We start from the raw sequence: 19,085 nt of genomic DNA, 5'->3' as shown, positions 1-19,085 counted from the left end.
TAAATAGACTTGGTACATCGAAAGGCCAGCGCAGTCACCTAACAATTTTACCTGTCTCTTTGCTGTTGGTTGCTCTAAAAACATCCCGGCAAAACTTGCCGGGATGTTTCGAGTGAGGTTGAGGCTATTTCAGAGTTTCCAGTACCTCGCGGATAGGGAAGAGAATATCGCGAGCCAATTGCTGGCTTCGTGCTGGAGACCAACCTTCCACTGGGTCCGGTAGGTTGTCGTTATCCTTGAACGGCATTTCCAAGGTCAACGCTAGGGTGCGGAACTGGTGGCCGGCCCATGCGGTGCCAATAGTGAGATTGGCCTCGCCGGGTTTATCCAGCTCATAACCGTGCTCGGTTTGGAAGTCAGGGCTGATTGCCTCGTAGGCCTGTTTAAAGGTCTCTTCCAGTTTCGCATGGCGCTCGTCATAGCCGGGAATACCTTCACAAGCGGCGACAAAGTTGTAGGGGAGCGCCTCGTCACCGTGAATATCCAGGAAGATATCCCCGCCGAGTTCCAGCATTTTTTCTCTAACCAGGAACACTTCTGGGCTGCGCTCCATGGTTGGATTGAGCCACTCACGGTTCAGGTTGGCCCCAGCGGCGTTGGTGCGCAGGTGACCGCGAACGCTGCCGTCGGGGTTCATGTTGGGAACCACGTAGAAAACAGTATCCGCGAGGAGTTTCTGGGCCTGGGGGTTGGCATCATCCAGCAGTGCTTCGAGGAAGCCTTCCACAAACCACTCCGCCATGGTTTCCCCGGGGTGTTGGCGTGCGATCATCCATACACGGTGTTTGGCACTCTCGGCATCTCCGATAGTGAGCATGGTCATATCGCGTTGATCGAGAGTTTTACCGAGGGTTTGGATCTTCACCCGCTCATTACTCTGGGCCCAGGCCAGCAGGTCAAGGTGGCGCTCCCAGGAGTAGGGCGCGAAGTAAGCCAAATAGATGCTGGGCTCATCCAGGGTTACGGTAAAGTCGAGGGTTTTGCCATCGTAGTTGGCGCCGATACGGAACCAGTTCTGGCGGTCATAGGAGGCGCATACCCGGTAGTTCTCCCAACCTTCCGGGTAGGCGGATTTGCCTGCATTGACAATACTCAGTGGATAGCTGGCGCCCACCTCACCTTCTAGCCGAAAGTGAAACCACTGGTAGAAATCGGAGTTGTTATCCTGGCGTATAGCCAGCTCAATCGGGCTGCTTTCAGCGTTGATCACTTCGATATTACCGCTGTCAAAGGCACTGGTTATGTACATGTAGTGAGCTCCACTCTTGTTGTTGGGCGCAGGATACAGCTCTGGAGGGATTTTTTCAGGGGGAGAGTGGGGGATTTCGCCACTTGAGGGTGCAATTTGCGCTCTCTGAAATTAAAAAAGCACGGTACCGCATTCGATACCGTGCTTTAGCCATTCCATGGCGGCACCCGCTACGACTACTGCTCCCTGAAATTTCCGGTGTCGGACCCCTGGCGACTGCTCACTGCCCGGCCTGATCACAAGTGCGTCACTCCACACTGTCAGAAATCGACTACATCTCCTTAACATCCCGCAACAAGTGCTGGTTAAAGTTTAGGCAGTACCATTGAGCAATTGTTGTACGTTGGTGCAGATAGGCGTAAATTTGCTTATCTTTCGCCCCGCCGATAATGGGTTGATTGAGGTGTACTGGGGGAAGCTCAAAGGCTTGGCGGAACTCATTTCAGGGGGATATACCCGCCTGGATACTATTTTCAAAGTCAATAATAGAGGTAGGCCATGAATAGAAATCTCAAGCGTGGCATCGTATTCAGCGGTCTGTTGACCGTGGTGATCAATATGAGTGCTTGTGGTTATTTTTTATACCCTGAGCGCAAAGGGCAGAGTGGTGGGAGAGTTGACCCCGCCATATTGATACTGGATGGGGCGGCACTACTGTTTGGCATTATTCCCGGAGTGGTAGCTTTTGCGGTGGATATCACAAATGGCACCATTTATTTACCGCCGGGCAGTAGCTCCGTAATCGACCGTCACGTCAGTAGCCTGGACGGAGGCGAAGTGCGTCAGGTAACCGACGAAGAGGGGCAGGCCTGGGTTGAGATGCCGATAGAAACTTTCACCTCGGAAGAGAAGACCCTACAGAGCCTCGGAGAAACTTTATCCGATGTCACCGAAAGCCAGATTGACGCTAGTGATATCGTTTGGCTTGAGGACTCTGCGGCCTTGCGGGCTGCGACTACTACCCAGACCGCATCGCGCTAAATTTTTCGACTTCTTTTCCTAGAATGATGGGGACTCCAAGTTGGCACTTGTAGTCCCTTGTTCCTGCGTTGTTTTCTCTCCCAGTGAGCGCTGGCTCAATATAGACCTTCTAGCCCCAAAGGAACCACGCTGGCCGCCAGTAATAGGCCCATGAGGATATTAAACAGCCGTAGGTGATTGGACTCTGTTAGGAATCGCTTTAGCCCTATCCCAAAGAACAGCCAAATAGCGACACAGGGACCGCCAATGGCAATAAAAGACAAAGCGATCCGCACAATGTCTTTCCATACCTCTCCATTTGGGCTGGTAAATGCTGCGAGTGCGCCTATAGCCATAATCCAGCCCTTGGGGTTGACCCATTGAAAGGCGATGGCTTGAAAAAAAGATAACGGCTGGCGATCACTGGTGGAGTCTATCTCACGAGTGGAGGCGATAAGCCATGCTAGATAAAGTAGGTAGCTTATGCCAATCCATCGGATAATTTCATGAAGAATGGGAAACTGGCTGAATAGCGAACCGAGCCCTAGCCCCACTGCAACGATCATCGCCGGAAATCCGAGCCAGATCCCTAGGAGGTGCGGCAATGAGCGGCTGGCTCCGTGATTAAGCCCTGATGACATAATCATCAGGTTGTTGGGGCCGGGGGTGATGCTGGTGGAAAAGACAAAAAGAGCGATGGGTAACAGCGTTTCTAACAAGGGAGCCTCGGGTTCCATTTTGGGCGTCATGCTAAGATGCAGGCAAAGCTAGGGAAGCACAAGTGAAATTGATCGACAGCCACTGTCATTTTGATTTTGATATTTTTGAGCCGGACCGGGCCCAGGTTTGGCAGCGCTGTACTGATGTAGGAATTAATCAATTGATCATTCCCGGTGTTTGCATATCGCAATGGCAAAGGCTTGCACATTTGGTCGACAATCAGCCGCAATGGCATGCAGCTGCAGGTGTCCATCCATGGTGGGTCTCAAAAAATTGTGAGGAAGAGCGAGATTATAGGGGCGAGGCCGAACTGGGCAGGATGCTGGCTGAGCACCTAAAGCAAAACCAGTGTGTTGCCGTCGGGGAGTGCGGCCTGGATGCGGCTATAGCGACTCCCCTGGAAAGTCAGATGGCTGTATTTAAAATTCAGTTGGAAGTTGCCAGCGATTTACAATTACCACTTATTCTACATGTGCATCGAGCGCACAACGAAGTGCTCAAGCTATTGAAGCAATACCACCTCCCTCGGGGAGGAGTGGTGCATGCTTTTAGCGGTAGTGAACAGATGGCCATGGAGTATTGGAAGATGGGCTTTTATCTAGGCGTTGGTGGCACTATCACTTATAGCCGCGCGGCGAAAACCCGTCGAACGGTTGCACGAGTACCATTGGAGAGTTTGATACTAGAATCCGATGCGCCGGATATGCCGTTGTCAGGCCGGCAAGGACAGCGAAACAGCCCGGAAAATCTACCATTAATAGCTGCTGAGCTAGCAGCTTTGCGCGATGTTTCCCTGCAGGAAGTGGCCACTGCAACCCGAAAAAATACTGAGATGTTATTTTCCCTATGAGTTTTTCCGCAGAACAATTCAAAAAGCAGTTTCCACTTTTTGCCCAGGAGGAAAATGCGGGTCTTGTCTATCTGGATAATGCGGCCACCACGCAAAAACCGCTATCGGTCATTAATGCGATGCGGGATTACTATATTCATAGTAGTGCCAATACTCATAGGTCCAGCCATCGACTTGCGCGCAAGTCTACTGAAATGGTTGAGCAGGTGCGTGATAAAGCCAGGCAGTTTGTGAATGCCGCGAGTGCAAAAGAAATCATTTTCTGTCGCGGTGCAACTGAGGCCCTGAACCTACTCGCTCACTGTCTTTGCAGTGAATTAGAGCCCGGCGATGAAATCGTGATTTCCACGGCTGAGCACCACGCCAATATCGTACCCTGGCAGATGGCGGCGAAGCGGCATAATCTGATCCTGCGTTATGTACCACATACTGCTGGAGTTCCCCAGTTTGATCGATTGGGGGAAGTGTTAAATGAACGTACCCGAGTGGTATCTCTGACAGGGGGTTCCAACTCAATAGGCTTGCGTCCTGATCTCTCGTTAATACGCCAATTACTGCGTCGCATGCACATAATGTGGGTCGTGGATGGAGCACAGTTAGCCGCTCATGAAGAAATTGATGTGCAGAAAATTGGCTGTGACTTCTTTGTTTGTTCTGCGCATAAATTTTACGGCCCCAGCGGGATAGGTTTTCTTTATGGTCGGGAAACCCTTTTGGAGTCGATGCCACCCTGGCTCGGTGGGGGTGAGATGATAGCCGAGGTAGAGTTTCAGCAGAGCCGCTACGCCGAATTACCGCATAAGTTTGAAGCGGGCACATCACCACTCGCTGCTATTGCCGGACTGGGTGCCGCACTAGATTTTCTCTCCCGCCAGGATCGTGTCGCCATGGCCGAACATGAACAACGGCTAACACGCATGCTGCACCGGGAGCTAAGTGCCTCTCCAAACTTTCGCCTGATAAGTCAAGCTCACCATAACCTGGGAATCATTGCATTTGTACCGGTCCATGGTAGTGCTACAGATTTAATGCACTGGCTGGACGAACGGGATATTGCTGTGCGAGTAGGGCATCATTGCGCACAAATACTGGGGCGAACCAGTGGTAATCAGGTTACGGTGCGCGCTTCTGTGGCTGCCTACAACACGGACAGTGACGTCAGGGATTTTTTGCAGGCGCTGGATGACTACTGCGAAGTTCAGCAGTTGGCCACATCAGATCAAGAAGTAGAACCCACTAGCTGGACCAGAGATGATTTCTCCCTGCTGCAACTCGAGCGCCTGGCTTCCCATCGAAATTGGCAGGGGCGTTATCGAGAGCTATTACTGTGGAGCAAAGTGGTTTCCCGCAAGCCGGAAATCCGTAATCCCGAGAATCTCGTGCGCGGCTGTGAATCGGAAGCCTGGTTGGTACACAGGGAAATTGATGGGCGTCATTTCTTTGGGCTCGATAGCGATAGCCGGGTGGTAAAAGGGCTCGGAGCACTACTGCTCTCGCAGATAGATGGTTGCACTGCGGAGGAAATTGAAGCGCTGGATCTGCCCCTGCTATTTAAAGAGCTGGGGCTTAGTAAGCACTTGAGTCAGTCTCGCAGCAATGGATTTTACGCCTTAATGCGCCGAGCTTTTCACCAGGTAGAGAGCGGTGAAAATCGATTGTGATAGGGTCATTAGTTTTGGTTAATCGGGCTCAGGATCGGGGGCTTACCAAGGGTTTTGGCTTTTAGGCCGAACAGTAAGCGTAACAAAGACACCCGACGAATTATAAATTCGTGAATAGTGAGACAACCTATCACCGTTATAAAAAAGACCAGTAGTGGCTCAATAACGGGCCCCAAGGATAACCCTTTGAGCTCAAAGAGCGCGGTAACAGTAATGGTCTGATGCAGGATATACCAGGGGTAAACTGCCTCTGTGGCATAGGGCAACCATGTAAAGGGGCGGTTCAGGTAATAGTGCCCCCATGCCAATACTGCCAGCAACCAAAACCAGCGGTTTGCATAAATAACAATCAACTGAATTAAAGATTGTCCAGGAAACATATCCCCTTCCAATCCCCGGTCGAACAGCAGGAACAGGCAAAAACAAAGCGGAGCCGCAACCAGCAGGAAGAAGCGCAGGCGCACGAGCAGCTTCCATGGGGCTTTATTACTTACCAGCAGATAGCCAAGTAAAAAGAAGGTAAAAAACTGTGCATGGGTATACCAATCACCAACAACGGCGTAGTTAATCCCACCAAAAAGTGGGAAGAGGTAGAGACCGTATAAGGTGAGGGGCAGTAGTGGTATGAATAGAAGCTGCCATACCTTGAGACCAGCTATCCAGTTGTCCATTTTCGCCTGGTAGGCTCGCAGAAAATAAGACACTGGGATAATGACTAGCGTGTAGCAGAGCAGGTAGGGTAAATACCACAGGTGATTCCAGGTGAAGCCGATATGGCTGCCTGCAAAGCTATCCGCCGGCCAGGGTTGAAACGTAAAGTATTGCCAGAGGAAGCTCAGGTATCCTGGCTCTATAACGCCGTTGGAGAGCGCTTCATAGTAGGCTTGTGGTGGCACTACAACTAAGATGCCGAAGAGAAGTGGGATAAGAAGTTGGCGCAACCGCTGGAGGAAAAACCGAGCGCTCCCCAGTCTACCAAGCAGGAAGTAAGTTGCTGCCCCAGAAATGAGAAACAACAGTGGCATTCGCCACTGGTTGACTGCCAGCATCAGGATCTGAAGAGACTCACTCTGATGAGTGCTCTTCACATGCCAGCCCCATTCGGCCACATAGGCCATACCCAGGTGATACAGAATCAACAGGCCAAAGGCCAACACGCGGAGGGCATCGATGTCATGGCGACGTTGGGTGATTTTTTGCATAGCTTCCTTCATTTGGATTTGAAACGAGTTCCGCTATGCTCCATGGAGAAATGCTCTGTCTACCAGCCAAAAAACGTGAGATGCACTGCTATAGGTGTGAGTGGTGGTTTTCAGGGGTGAGTTGTGGCTATGCTACTGGCGAAATTTCATGGGGATTGGGATAAATGTCGGTACAGCTGTACCTGGCGCGCAGACGGCAGATTGAAATAGTGCTCTGGATTCTGTTTTTAATTGTGCTTTGGCTGGTGCAATTCACAGTGGTGTATCTGGAGCATCTCGGAGGGGAGTCCAGGTTTCAGCCCTGGGAGTTTCTGGTTTGGGAAGGGACCAGCATTTTTGTGGTGGGGTTATTATTCCCGTTGATTTTATTCTGGGATCGTCGCTTTCCCCTAAATAAGGAAACACTCGCTCGCCATTTAATTATTCACCTACTATTGACTCTGCCTTGGTCGCTTTTACATGTTGTTGCCATGGTGGCACTGCGTACGGTGATCTACTCTCTCGAAGGTGGTTCCTACAATTTTGGTCATTGGGGAATCGAGTTTTTCTATGAGTACCTGAAAGATTTCCGTACTTATGGCTTTCTGCTGGGTTCTGTCTATTTCTATCGTTTTCTCCTGCGTCGTATGCAAAGTGAGCCGGTTCCACGCTCGCATGACGGGCGGCTAACAGACTCGGTTGAGCGCCCCGAACGCCTTTTAATAAAGAAGCTGGGTAAAGAATTTCTGGTGAATGTGCGAGATATTGAGTGGGTGGAAGCTGCGGGGAATTATGTAAATTTACATTTGGGAGACAGAATTTATCCCCTTCGCGATACCATGGCAAAGTTACTGGAACGTTTGGACCCAGATGACTTTGTGCGAGTGCATCGCTCCTTTATTGTGCGTTTGGATTCAATTGCCGAGATAACTCCCCTTGAAAGTGGGGATGCACGTATTTGCCTGAAAGGTGGTCAGCAAATCCCTGTGAGTCGACGTTATAGGGATTTGCTCAAGGCTCAGCTTAAGCCGAATTAGCTCGTACCTTTTGCCTGTAAAAGTCGCTCTATGGCTCGGGAGGCTGCCACAAAGCCAAAGGTGCCGGTAACCATGGTGGCTGCACCAAAACCACCACTGCAGTCTAATTTGACCCCGTCTTGCATGGCACTTTTCTGATGGCAAACTTCACCATCGGGTTTTGGATAAACCATCGCTTCACGAGAGAAAATGGCGTCCACGCCGAATTGACGTTTGCTGCTTTTTTGAAAGTTGTGAAAGCGGTAGAGGTGCTGGCGCACTTTGGCCAGCATAGGGTCGTTGATGGTGCGGCCGAGATCTGCACACTCAATAGCCTGTGGAGAGCGCTTTCCGCCGGCGGAGCCAACGGTAATCAGGCGCAACTTGCGCGCCTTGCAATAGGCTACCAGGGCGGCCTTCACTCGTGCATTGTCGATGGCGTCTATCACACTATCAATCTGAGCTTTATCCGGGTTTATCAACTCGGCCAGATTGTCTGTGGCGATAAAGTCGTCGATAGAAGAGACGTTAATTTCGGGGTTGATCTGCCTGAGTCGGTCGGCCATCACCTCGACTTTCATCTGCCCAACGGTAGAGGATAGGGCATGGCACTGGCGGTTTGTGTTGGTGATACAAACATCGTCGAGGTCGATTATAGTCAGGGCACCTACACCACTGCGGGCTAGTGCCTCTGCGACCCAGGTACCCACTCCGCCGATACCGATGACTACCATATGGGCCTGGTTCAGTATCTCCAGGGCATGATTACCGTACAGGCGGCCGATACCGCCAAAGCGTTGCAGGTATTGTTCAGACAGACTCATTGGGATTCTTTTCCGATACTTCTTCCAGAAAACGGTGTTTTTGTGCTGCAGAGGGCAACAGGCAGCTAGCGCGCCGACCAAACCAGCGGTAGCGATTGCGCGCTACAAGATCGTACAGCCAGTCCCGCACTGGGCGCGGAATGTAGCGTAAAAATGCAAGGTAGCGCCAGTAGCCATCGAGGCCGGCGGAGATACGCAGGGCCGCCTCGCTCTTATGGTATTGCAAGAAGGCGCTCCCCTGGCGCTCCAACAGGATCACACTCTCATAGGTTTGCAGGGGTAAACCTAGCTTCCTCAAGTAATACTGACCTGCTTGAGACTGCACACGGCAGAGAGTGAAGCGACAATGCGGATCATACTTAAGGAGTAGGCGACTCCAGCCGTTGCAGAGATTGCACTGGCTATCGAAAAGAACGATTTTCTCTGGTGTAGAAGGGGGTATAGGGGCCATCGGGGAGGAGCTGGCGACCCAGAGGGCCGCCGAACGGCTTAGTGCACGTGGCCGTGGTCGATCTCTTCTGCAGTCGCTTCGCGTACGGAGATGACTTCGATCTCAAAGTGCAGCTCTACTCCGGCAAGAGGGTGGTTGCCATTAATGGTGACTTCATCGCCATCAATATCGATAATTTCGACTTCGATAGGGTGGCCATCGGTACTTTGGGCATGGAAAGCCATACCGACCTCCAGCTCTTCTACGCCGCCAAAGGCACTGCGTGGCATGGTTTGGATCAGCTCAGGGTTTTGTTGACCGTAGCCCTCTTCAGGAGAGATCACGGCAGTGAACTTGTCTCCAGGTGCCTTTTCCAGCATTTCCCGCTCGAGGCCAGGAATAATGTTGCCCACGCCCTGCAGGTACTTGAGTGGCTCCCCATTGGCGGAGGAGTCGATGACTGTTCCGTCTGCATCTTTCAGGGTGTAGTTGATTTCCACAACTGTGTGGTTGGCAATCTTCATGGATAGTCTCTGATTGAAGAGTGAGTGAAGTAGCGCTTACCGCTGCGCTGGAAAACGGTAGGTAAAGGCTGTGAGGAAGTAATTGTATTGAGAGGTTACACACGCCGCAACTCGTGCGGCGCAAGGAGTATCAACAGGCGATGGAGAGGTCTTGTTCGCAGCCGCCATAAAGACTGCTCGCTGCCTGTATAAGATTTGTACTAAGCTGCCATGGAAACTCCAGCTCTTCAAAGCGGGCCTCGAGGTATTCGAGCAGGGCATCAAACAGGGCTGGATTCAGGCCGCGGGCTAGAAAACTGGCGCGACTACTGCGGTCGGGCTCGGGTTGTTCAGAGAAGGCGTGGTTTAGAAATTGTGCCTGGCGACTTTGTTGTTTGCGGTGATCACAGGTTTCGTAACTGGAAAGGTGGCGGCCTATGGTTTCGTAAAATTCATTGACTGTTTGACAGACAAATTTAGCACCACCGACCTGTTCTAACAGGCTGTTCATATCTCTCCCCCCGGTGAGCAGTTGGTACTGAAATATAAAATTCCGCAGAGCCGAAAAAAATATTGTGATAGAAAAAATGCACAGAATGCATTGGCTCAAATACGGTACAACATTAATTGCTGTGCAGCGTAAGTCATATTCTCTTGGACTGCCAACGTACCTTAAGAAAATTGTCATTCTGTTCGACAGGTAGTTACCCATCGTGCTTTTAACTACGCCAAATAAAAAAACGCTATTTATGTTAGTGTTTTTTATCTCTTTATTCTGAGTTTTTCAGGGCAGGTGTTAGACTGCACGATTGAACCAAATAAAAAATTGCAACTGATTGGATTGAATTATGGCAAGCATTTTTACACAAATTTTGAATGGGGACTTACCGGGACACTTTATTTGGAGGGATGAAAAAGCGATTGCAATTATGACCATTTCCCCCATCAAACCGGGGCATTGTCTGGTAATCCCGGTTGAAGAAATTAATCATTGGGACGAAGTGCCTGCAGAGCTTGCGGCGCACCTGATGTTGGTTGCACAAAAAGTCGCCAAAGGACTGAAGGCAGTGTATTCCCCTAAGCGCGTTGGAGTAATGATTGCCGGTTTGGAAGTACCACATACTCATATTCATCTGATTCCCGTCAATGAGCTGACTGACTTCGACTTCTCCTTGCAAAGGAGTGCAACGCCCGAGCAGCTAGCGGCCGAAGCAGAGAAGATCCGTAGCGCCCTAAAGCAGCAGGGTTGTCCGGAGGCGGAGTGCGCTTGATGAGTTTCCTGGATTCATAAGCTGACTAGCTAGTCCCCTTTGTGCCTGCAGATTTTTTCTGGAGGCACTGCATCCAATTCGTATACTCGGGTAGTCAAGTAATACGTGACAGTGATAAAGATGAGAATTTGACAATGGCAACCACTAGAAAAGCTTTTTTAGCCCCGATGTTTGCACTGCTGGCCTTCTTTGCCCTTAGTAGTGCCATCGCTGAGGCTGAAAAAACGGAAAATAAAAACTTCGATGTCAGTGGATTTACCCGAGTTTCCCTGCGGGGTAGCTCCCATGTTGAAGTGATTCAGGGGGACCATTTTGCCGTACATGCGACTGGCCCAACTGATGTAATGCCTCACGCTAAAGCGGAGGTGAGAGGCAGTACGTTGGAGTTGTCTGTGGATGACAACACTCAGAACTGGTTTGGTGTGATCACCATTACCCGGGACCTGGATCAGAAGGTACAGTTTACGGTTACCATGCCAAAGGTTGAGGGAATCGAGGTGACAGGTTCCGGCCAGGCTGTGGCGGAAACCCTCGAAAGTGAAACGCTTGACCTAAAAGTCACAGGCTCTGGCACCGTGCGCGTTGCCAAAGCGGCAGCAGAGAATCTCAGCGCTTATGTTACGGGCTCTGGGGATCTGATCCTGGATAAGGCATTATCCGTCAGCAGTGAAATTGGCATCAGTGGCTCGGGGGATATTTTCCTTGGTGGAATCACTGGTGAGAAGCTCACAGCAGAGATCAAAGGCTCGGGGGATATGCGAGTTGGCGGTCGTGTAGCCGACGTTAACATTCGAATCATGGGCTCTGGTGACTTTGTCGGCCGTAGCTTGCGCGCAGATAACGCCAGTGGTTCTGTGATGGGGTCCGGGGATATCGTCCTCAAGCGCCCGCAGAAAGATTCTTTTTCCGTAATGGGATCGGGCGACGTTGCACTGGTAGACTAACCCCCGCTGTCAAACTTCATTGCTGGCACTGTCTATGAGACAGTGCCCACCTTTTCAGGGCCTCATTTTCTTTGGCCTAATTTTCTATTTTGGAAGTGAACTCCCCATGGAATCGCAGGTGACAGGGATTGGGCAGGTGAGCCTGGAAGACCCTTCAGATCAAAGAGATAAACGCAGTCGACGCCTCAAAGAAAAACTGCGCCACTGGGGACGGGGGGCACAGGAAAAATCACATTGGGTCGCCGAGCGCCTCATGGATCGCCGTGTCTGCGTGGGGGTGACGGGCTTGAGTGGTGCGGGTAAGTCGACCCTGCTCACCAGTCTCATTTATCAGCTGAGCCACCCACAGAAAGCACAGTTACCTGGCTTTGCCCCCGCGTTAAACGGAGACTTACTGGGCGCGGAGTTAAAGCCTGCCCTCGATTCCGGCCTGCCAGTATTTGATTATGAAAGCTGCCTGGATGCCTTGATGTCAAACCCGCCCAGGTGGCCGCAGAGTACCCGCGATGTTTCGGCAATGGAATTGCATATTCATCTTAGACGCCACCGCCGTTTTCGTGGCAGTGGGCACAAGACCCTGATTCTGGAGCTGCGGGACTACCCGGGTGAGTGGTTGATGGACCTGCCGATGATGCGAATGGATTTTCGCGATTGGTGTCGGCATCAGGCCCATGTCATTGGAGGCGACACGCGCGCAGGGTTGGCGCCGGAGCTTCTGCAGCGTTTGGCTGCGCTTTCTCCTCAGGCTGAGGCAAAGGAGTCCGAGCTGACAGCGCTGTGGCGTGACTATCGCCAGTTTCTCTTGAATTGTCGTGGTGAGCGCAAACTCAGCTATTTGCAGCCAGGGCGCGCGCTATTGGATGATGAAGAATACCGTGTATTACCCCTGCTGGACCTTAGGGGCTTTAGTGCCGATGAGTTGAGGCAGTTGCCTGAGAGCAGTAATTACCAGGTTCTGCGTCGCCATTATGAAACCTATGTACATGACAGGGTAGCCCCTTTTTTGGAGAGTCACTTCAAGCATCTCGACCGTCAATTGGTACTGGTGGATATGATCGGTACCCTGTTTGCCGGCGAGCAGGCCCTGGAGGATATGCGCTTGGCGTTTACCCATATTGCCGATACCTTTCGCTACGGAGAGTCCGGCCTGCTCAGCAAATTATGGCGACCAAAGGTGAATCGTCTGTTATTTGCCGCTACCAAGGTTGATCAGGTGCTTGCTGCCGATCACGACGCCCTGCGTCAGCTACTGGGGCAGCAATTGCAGCAGACATTTACCGGAGCGCGTCACCGCGGTTTACCAATTTTTAGTGAAGCGATTGCCGCCGTACGTTGCTCCCGCGAGGATCAGCGCAATGGTCGGCGCATGTTGGTGGGGCATGATCTAAATGGGCGTTATCTGGGCTTTGAGAATGCCGAGATATCTTCGCATCTTCCCAGTGAAGAGGGTGGCTGGAGTCATTACACCGGTGCCGCTCCGCCCCAGTTGCGCCCTCCGCAGGGGATGGATGCCGGCTCCATTCCACATATCCGTGTCGATGCGCTTTTGAATTTGCTGCTTGGAGATAAGGTTTGATGGGCGATGAGAATAAAGAGGCGCCACGCCGAGTTACCCGAATAGAGTCTTTACAGGAGCCAGAGAGAGACACTCCTCACAGGGATACAACCCGTGTGGAAAGCCTACACGAAGAAGAGGGGGACATTCCAAGATCTATCACTACAGGAGAATCTCTACCCGATAGGATTGCCTTCTCGGAACTGCGCTTGCCTGTTTTTCGCCTTAAATGGTTAAAGCCGGCACTGCTCTCATCTGTTGCATTAATAGTGGCTGTCCTCGCTTGGGAGTTGCGCCAGTTATATACCTGGGCCGCGGATAAACATTGGGGGCTCGGTATTCTTGCCGGTGTAGTGATTGCAAGCTTCGCCGCTGCAATTATCAGCTCTCTGTGGGAGTTTTTCCGTGCTGGGCAGCCGCTGCGCAAGTTGCAAAAAACACAGGCCATGGCGGCTGAAATGCGGGAATGCCGCAGTCATGAGGAGGCGGAATCTTTCCGTCGGCAGTTGCAAGAGCATTTCTCGGCGAAGCCTCAAGGGGTGCTGCTCAACCGAGTATTGGACGACGCACCGGATTACTATGATAGCAGTGAGTTACTGCAGCACCTTGAAGTCACCTTCCTCGATGCTCTCGACCAGGAAGCGCAGCGCCGTGTGGTTCGCCATGCAACGACAACAGGTGCATTGGTGGGCCTCAGTCCTTTTGCCAGTATCGATATTCTGGTAGCTCTGCGCCAGTCGTTACGAATGATTGACGATGTAGCTCAAATTTATGGTGTGCAGCCATCGATTGTGGTGCGTTGGCGCCTTTTCAAGAAGGTCCTCGCATTGGTGGCCTATAGTGGTGCCAGTGAATACGCTATCAGTGAGGTGTGGCCAGACTTGGTGGGAGATAGTCTGGCTGGTACGGTTTCCGCGCGCTTAGGGCAGGGTGTAGGCGCAAGCCTGTTTATGGCGCGGATCGGGCTCGCCGCCATGCAAAGCTGTAGGCCTATCCCTTTTGCTGAAAAGCAGCGCCCGCGCTTATCTGCATTAATAAAGCGCATTGGTATCGGGTTAAAGGAGCGTATGCCAGAAGTTTTCTCTGTGGTTGGGTTTGGCAGTCGGGGTGTGCATACTCCCACTAAGTCTGGAGAGAAGTTTTCACGAAAGCGCTGAACTTATCGAAGGGGCCCGCAAGGCGTCGCGGGCCGAGAGTTGATGGTAAAACGGCAGAATCTTATTGGAACTGCTTTTTCATAAGTAGGCGCGTATGGTGGCGATCAACCAGTTCTGCCAGAGTGGCAAAGCGGCGCTTGATAAAGGGGGTAGGGTTGTTATTTCCGGCATCGTCCCGGTATTCGACACCAGAGCGCACGTGTTGCAGTTCCCGGGTTAACTCAGTGATCGCCGAAAAGATATTTTGAGTGTCATCCTGGCTATAGAATACGTAGGTACTATTGGTATCTACCAAATAGGCATTGCACTCATTTAGCCACTCTAGACGCTGCTCTAGAAAACGGATGGTATTGCGAATACCGCCTTTATACTCCGGATTGAAGTGTTCATTCACGTACTTGTCCAAGCTGCGCATGCCTGACCCTACAAATTGCTCCACCACGCTGTCACAGTAATTTTCGGTGAGGTAAGCGGGGTGGGTATTGGCATTGCTTGGGAGGCTTGTGATTAGCAAAGACAAAAGTCCCAATGTTTTGAGAATGGCTAAAGAAGGAGAGTTCATTGTCTTGCCCATGGGTTACTCTTTCCAGTGACTGTTATTCTATCCGCCAAACCCGCTCGTTTGTTTTAACACTTTGTTTGGCGAAGTATTTTTTGTGATAGTTATCACATGAATATCGAAGCGACCAAAAGGAGTCAACGGTTATTAAGTGCAGAATGGCAGCTCTGACGCAAAAGGTGTGTTGTGAGAGCTGTCTGCTATAGGCTTGATCTGGGATTGAAATTAGAGACTGAGGTTTACTTTGGCTGAATATGAATTTGACCTTTTTGTGATTGGGGCGGGCTCAGGTGGTGTACGAGCCTCGCGCATGGCCGCTGCGCAAGGAATGAAGGTGGCAGTGGCTGAAGATCGCTATATGGGGGGCACCTGCGTAAACGTGGGTTGCGTCCCCAAAAAATTATTCGTTTATGCCAGTGGTTTTAGTGAGGATTTTACCGATGCTAAGGCTTATGGCTGGGAAAACTCTTCCGCTGAATTCCACTGGCCAACTTTACGTGAGAATAATGCTCGTGAAGTGTCCCGGCTCAACGATATCTACCGCAATTTGCTCGCAAATTCTGATGTGACTGTCATTGATGGGCGCGCCAAAGTGATAGGCCCCAATGCTGTCTTGGTGAATGGCCGTGAATATACTGCCCAGAGAATTTTGGTGGCGACAGGCGGTTGGCCTTTTGTCCCAGAAATTCCCGGCAAAGAATTCATCTTAACCTCCAACGATGTGTTCGCAATGAAAACTTTCCCCAGTAGAGTGCTCGTTGTTGGCGGGGGGTATATCGCCGTTGAGTTTGCAGGCATCTTTGCGGGCTTGGGAGCTGAAGCACATCTTTCTTACCGCCGTGATTTATTCCTTCGGGGCTTTGATCGTGATATTCGCCTCTTTGTTCGCGATGAGATGGTGAAGAAAAACATCGATTTGAAATTTAACCATCAAGTGAGTGCCATTGAAAAATTGCAAGATGGCAGCTTCCTAGTACATGCCGAGGACGGCTCCAGTTTGAATGTGGACATGGTTCTCTATGCGACAGGCAGGGTTGCCAATACCGAAGGTCTTGGTTTGAAAGAGCAGGGGGTGGTACTGCACAGAGATGGCACTATTTCAGTAGATGATAATTTCCGCACTAACATTCACTCTATTTATGCCCTCGGAGATGTCACTGGTGAACCTCAGTTGACACCCGTGGCCCTTGCAGAAGCGATGGCTCTGGTGAAGCATTGGCGTACCGGAAAGACAGCAGAAATTGATTACAACAATATTCCTACTGCAGTATTTTGCCAGCCAAACATTGGTACTGTGGGGCTGTCCGAAGAAGAGGCGAGAGACTCTGGGGTTTCGGTTACTGTCTACAAGTCGGAGTTTCGCCCCATGCGCCATACTGTGAGTGGAAATACTGAGCGCACACTGATGAAGCTGGTGGTTGATGCCGATACCGACAAGGTGATTGGCGTGCATATGGTTGGTGATGATGCCGGTGAGATTATCCAGGGCTTGGCTGTGGCTCTGAAGGCGGGTGCGACCAAGAGAGTCTTTGATGAGACTATCGGAATTCACCCAACGGCCGCAGAAGAATTTGTCACTATGCGTACACCAGTAGGCGGTTGATTTTACTTCCGTATCTTACGTTTAAAGTCGTTTGGGATGCAGATCCACATAGTTCTTTATCCCCAGATTGACGCAAAAACGGCGCAAATGCGCCGTTTTTGTCTTTGCGGGATTAATCTCCCTTACTCTTCCTCAACTACTTCGTAAAGCGCCTGATGGCGCTGCGCTTTTCTGCGCTCGCTGCGTTCTTTCAGGCAGCGTTCGGCGGAGGCAAATGTGTCATTCACGGCCCGGTGGATAGACTCATTTTCATTACTGATGGTCACGGGATTGCCACTGATAGCAAGTTCAAGTGAGGCCTTGTATTGCTTGCCTTTGCTTTTGTGTTGGTGGGGAGCTTCCAGAACTACACGACTATGTATGATGTCGCCACAATAACGTTCCAGTTTGTGTAACTTTTTAGATACCGTGTTTGAGAGGGCGGCTGATTTGTCGATATCGCGGAACACAATGTTATCGTTAGGCGCAGATTTCATGGATAAATACCTCCGGTTATAGGAAACCATGCAGGCCGCTTGAGCGGTTTGCTATTCAAAGAAGGTAGGGCGCCCTAGTTGGGAGGGGTCGGGTCCGCAGTTGAATCGCCGAGTCGCCGGTAGCGCAACGAATAATGCTGTCTGTACAGCTCTGGGTGTTTTACGTCCGGGTCGGGTTTTCCGCTGTGTCCAGCGATCGTCTCCCTGTTACCCATAATGCTTCCGCTAAAAAAAAAATCAAGCGCTATCGCCAGAAAATGTCACATAAAATTCGGCGAAGCGTCATTAGAGCGTCTTTGACTCTTAGTTTTTAGGGATTTTTTAACAAAATGGGTACAAGAGGTGGACGCGAGGTCATTGCTCGCGAGCGCTGGCCTGCGTAAAATTGGCCGTAATGGGCAGGGGCTTGAATGTTTTGAACAAAATTTAACCTCCGCATTTTTATCTTACGAATGTCGAAAAATCGAAAAACGGGTTCTGGACAATGGCGGTAAAGCGGTATTGCTCGCTCTTCCTGGCGGGCTTGGTAGTTTTTGGCGGGGTGGCAGCGCAGGCGCAGTCAAACCTCACAGTGGAAAAAAACCGACTGGCACGCCTGGAGCAGTCCCTGGAAAACAGGCAGGTTGAGCTGGAAGATATTGAGAACGAACTGCTTTCCTATGAATACAAGCTCGAGCGTGCACGGGAGTCTCTCACTGAGCTTCGCAAGGAGTATGAAGCGAGCCGTGTTGAACTTGAGGAGGCGCGCCGGATTCATGAATCCAATGGAACCTCGGATTCAGAGCGCCGTCTAATCAAGGCTAAACACGGTTTTGCCATGGCCGAACGGGGCGTGGACAGCCGCAGTCGCCGGTTGGAGTTTATTCAAACCAACCATCAGGAGTTGCTGGCTAGACTGGACGAAGAGAAAAAGGTAATTGCTGAAACCAAGGCAAAGATCTCTGATCAGCAGGATAAAATTGGCCAGGTGGTGGACTCTATGTTGGCCAAGGCCGAAGCATCCGAAAGACGTGCGGCCTTAGCAAGGAGCGCTAAAGCCGAAGAGGCGAAGTCAAAGCCGCCTAAATTGAAGACGGCTGCAATTGAGAAGCCCCAAAAGCGGCAGGTAGAGCCGGAACCGGCCCCAATCCTCAAAAAGGAGATCGACCCCGAGTTACTTGCTTACGTTAAGCGTGAACAGAAGCGTTTAAACGATTTGCTCTCCGATAAAGAGGGAGAAAACAAGCAGACTTTCCGTAACTTAGTTCTAAAACCATCTGGTGGTGAGTACCAGTCTTTTGAGTTTCTGGGAAAAAATCAATATCGCCTGGTCGCAACGGTTGAGGCGGGTCGGCAGACCTACAAAATCAATACCTGGAAGTTTCGCCGTACAATTCCTGCCGAAGATGATGGTGAGCGCTATGTCTTTGTCTTTGATGCGCGCCGCTTATCCCGACCCCGGTTGGTGATGTATCCAGAGTACGCTTTAGATGCTCTTAAATAGTATTTCGTAAGCCCGCCCTGTGCGGGCTTTTTTGTGGTTGTGGCAGGCTATTCAGCGTAAAGATTCACTTCCAGAAAGGGATGGTAATGACTTTGCTCTACTTGGGGAGTGCTCTGGTAGAGAATGATATTTTTAGCCAGAAAAGGAAAGTCCAGGCTAAGTGGTGCAAGTTGTCGAAATCCCTTTTTACATCGCGCCAGAGTGATATGTGGCCGATATGGCTTACTTTCTGGCTCCATACCTAATTCACTAATAAGTTGTTGGCACTTCTCATTGAGCGCAGTCAGGTAAGGATTTGGTAACAATTCTACAGCAAGACAGCCGGATTGCGGTCTCGGGAACGGGTTAAGAGAGTGAATGCTGCTTTGGAAGCTTTTCACGGAATGTGCGAGTTCAATAATTCCTTGCTTCAGGTGTGGGACCTTTTCTTTTTGGATGTTTCCCAGAAAAGCCAGGGTTAGGTGCCGGTTAGCGGGGCTAGTCCAGCGAATGTGACTGGCATTAATTACTTTAAGCTGCTCACGGCAAAGATCGGTTATGCCCTCTAGGAATACTTGCGAAGCATCGTCAGGTCGTATGCCAATAAATAGTCGACAAGTTGATTGCTCCGACAAACTTTCTTTTTTTTGCATTTTTCCTCTTA

The 19,085-nt window shown here is 50.9% G+C and carries 20 protein-coding genes; 10 read left to right on the top strand and 10 right to left on the bottom strand.

Translation table 11 applies throughout. The features are described 5' to 3' along the window. Positions 1–124: 124 nt before the first annotated feature. Positions 125–1,249 carry a M14 family metallopeptidase gene (locus ACJJID_RS10285; protein ID WP_444919413.1) on the bottom strand — a complete coding sequence of 375 codons (1,125 nt, stop codon included), beginning with the start codon at positions 1,247–1,249 and terminating at the stop codon, positions 125–127. Positions 1,250–1,747: 498 nt separating this feature from the next. Between ACJJID_RS10285 and ACJJID_RS10280 the strand changes: the two genes are divergently transcribed. Then, a complete protein-coding gene (locus ACJJID_RS10280) occupies positions 1,748–2,230 on the top strand; it encodes a hypothetical protein (RefSeq protein WP_444919412.1) in 483 nt (160 codons plus the stop codon). 95 nt (positions 2,231–2,325) lie between these two features. Here ACJJID_RS10280 and ACJJID_RS10275 read toward each other — a convergent pair whose 3' ends face one another. Then, positions 2,326–2,958, bottom strand: coding sequence for a LysE family translocator (locus ACJJID_RS10275; protein ID WP_444919411.1), 633 nt, complete (start codon positions 2,956–2,958; stop codon positions 2,326–2,328). 32 nt (positions 2,959–2,990) lie between these two features. Here ACJJID_RS10275 and ACJJID_RS10270 point away from each other — a divergent pair, with 32 nt between their 5' ends. Continuing rightward, on the top strand, positions 2,991–3,779 hold the full coding sequence (locus tag ACJJID_RS10270) for a TatD family hydrolase (RefSeq protein WP_444919410.1): 789 nt from the start codon (positions 2,991–2,993) through the stop codon (positions 3,777–3,779). Continuing rightward, positions 3,776–5,440, top strand: coding sequence for an aminotransferase class V-fold PLP-dependent enzyme (locus tag ACJJID_RS10265; protein ID WP_444919409.1), 1,665 nt, complete (start codon positions 3,776–3,778; stop codon positions 5,438–5,440). Before ACJJID_RS10270 ends, ACJJID_RS10265 begins: the two co-directional genes overlap by 4 nt. Before the next feature lie 8 nt (positions 5,441–5,448). On the opposite strand, the gene ACJJID_RS10260 is transcribed toward ACJJID_RS10265, so the two are convergent. After that, complete coding sequence (locus ACJJID_RS10260) at positions 5,449–6,642, bottom strand: acyltransferase family protein (protein ID WP_444919408.1); 1,194 nt, start codon at positions 6,640–6,642, stop codon at positions 5,449–5,451. Between the two features lie 164 nt (positions 6,643–6,806). Here ACJJID_RS10260 and ACJJID_RS10255 point away from each other — a divergent pair, with 164 nt between their 5' ends. Beyond that, positions 6,807–7,658 carry a LytR/AlgR family response regulator transcription factor gene (locus ACJJID_RS10255; RefSeq protein ID WP_444919407.1) on the top strand — a complete coding sequence of 284 codons (852 nt, stop codon included), beginning with the start codon at positions 6,807–6,809 and terminating at the stop codon, positions 7,656–7,658. On the opposite strand, the gene tcdA is transcribed toward ACJJID_RS10255, so the two are convergent. The 4 genes from tcdA to ACJJID_RS10235 form a co-directional block, all read right to left on the bottom strand. Continuing rightward, positions 7,655–8,461: a tRNA cyclic N6-threonylcarbamoyladenosine(37) synthase TcdA gene (tcdA, locus tag ACJJID_RS10250; protein ID WP_444919406.1), complete on the bottom strand. Its 807-nt coding sequence runs from the start codon at positions 8,459–8,461 to the stop codon at positions 7,655–7,657. The genes ACJJID_RS10255 and tcdA overlap by 4 nt on opposite strands. Next, the gene (locus ACJJID_RS10245; protein ID WP_444919405.1) at positions 8,448–8,912 is read right to left on the bottom strand and encodes a thiol-disulfide oxidoreductase DCC family protein; all 465 of its coding nucleotides are present in this window, start codon (positions 8,910–8,912) and stop codon (positions 8,448–8,450) included. Before ACJJID_RS10245 ends, tcdA begins: the two co-directional genes overlap by 14 nt. 38 nt (positions 8,913–8,950) lie before the next feature. Further along, on the bottom strand, positions 8,951–9,415 hold the full coding sequence (locus ACJJID_RS10240) for an FKBP-type peptidyl-prolyl cis-trans isomerase (protein WP_152454109.1): 465 nt from the start codon (positions 9,413–9,415) through the stop codon (positions 8,951–8,953). Positions 9,416–9,545: 130 nt separating this feature from the next. Beyond that, positions 9,546–9,905, bottom strand: coding sequence for a hypothetical protein (locus ACJJID_RS10235; protein WP_152454108.1), 360 nt, complete (start codon positions 9,903–9,905; stop codon positions 9,546–9,548). Positions 9,906–10,242: 337 nt separating this feature from the next. Here ACJJID_RS10235 and ACJJID_RS10230 point away from each other — a divergent pair, with 337 nt between their 5' ends. From ACJJID_RS10230 to ACJJID_RS10215, 4 genes are all read left to right on the top strand, one after another. Next, positions 10,243–10,665 carry an HIT family protein gene (locus tag ACJJID_RS10230; RefSeq protein WP_152454107.1) on the top strand — a complete coding sequence of 141 codons (423 nt, stop codon included), beginning with the start codon at positions 10,243–10,245 and terminating at the stop codon, positions 10,663–10,665. A 134-nt stretch (positions 10,666–10,799) separates the two neighbouring features. Next, complete coding sequence (locus ACJJID_RS10225; protein ID WP_444919404.1) at positions 10,800–11,609, top strand: GIN domain-containing protein; 810 nt, start codon at positions 10,800–10,802, stop codon at positions 11,607–11,609. Positions 11,610–11,715: 106 nt separating this feature from the next. Next, on the top strand, positions 11,716–13,185 hold the full coding sequence (locus ACJJID_RS10220; protein ID WP_444919403.1) for a YcjX family protein: 1,470 nt from the start codon (positions 11,716–11,718) through the stop codon (positions 13,183–13,185). Then, positions 13,185–14,321 (top strand): TIGR01620 family protein, encoded by a 1,137-nt coding sequence (locus ACJJID_RS10215; RefSeq protein ID WP_444919402.1) that lies wholly within the window; start codon positions 13,185–13,187, stop codon positions 14,319–14,321. Before ACJJID_RS10220 ends, ACJJID_RS10215 begins: the two co-directional genes overlap by 1 nt. Positions 14,322–14,382: 61 nt before the next feature. Here the strand turns inward: ACJJID_RS10215 and ACJJID_RS10210 are convergent, their stop codons facing one another. Beyond that, entirely contained in the window at positions 14,383–14,895 is a 513-nt protein-coding gene (locus ACJJID_RS10210; protein ID WP_444919401.1) for a hypothetical protein, read from the bottom strand. A gap of 229 nt (positions 14,896–15,124) precedes the next feature. On the opposite strand from ACJJID_RS10210, the gene gorA reads away from it, so the two are divergent. Next, on the top strand, positions 15,125–16,483 hold the full coding sequence (gorA, locus tag ACJJID_RS10205; protein WP_444919400.1) for a glutathione-disulfide reductase: 1,359 nt from the start codon (positions 15,125–15,127) through the stop codon (positions 16,481–16,483). Between the two features lie 122 nt (positions 16,484–16,605). On the opposite strand, the gene ACJJID_RS10200 is transcribed toward gorA, so the two are convergent. Then, entirely contained in the window at positions 16,606–16,959 is a 354-nt protein-coding gene (locus tag ACJJID_RS10200; protein WP_152454101.1) for an HPF/RaiA family ribosome-associated protein, read from the bottom strand. A 484-nt stretch (positions 16,960–17,443) separates the two neighbouring features. Here ACJJID_RS10200 and ACJJID_RS10195 point away from each other — a divergent pair, with 484 nt between their 5' ends. Beyond that, positions 17,444–18,442 carry a coiled-coil domain-containing protein gene (locus tag ACJJID_RS10195; protein WP_444919399.1) on the top strand — a complete coding sequence of 333 codons (999 nt, stop codon included), beginning with the start codon at positions 17,444–17,446 and terminating at the stop codon, positions 18,440–18,442. Between the two features lie 47 nt (positions 18,443–18,489). On the opposite strand, the gene thpR is transcribed toward ACJJID_RS10195, so the two are convergent. Then, positions 18,490–19,074: an RNA 2',3'-cyclic phosphodiesterase gene (gene thpR, locus ACJJID_RS10190; protein ID WP_444919398.1), complete on the bottom strand. Its 585-nt coding sequence runs from the start codon at positions 19,072–19,074 to the stop codon at positions 18,490–18,492. Positions 19,075–19,085 lie beyond the last annotated feature (11 nt).

This window comes from Microbulbifer sp. CnH-101-G (genome assembly GCF_052466775.1).
The sequence above is the reverse complement of the archived record's forward strand: the minus strand, read 5'-3'. Positions and strand labels throughout refer to the sequence as shown.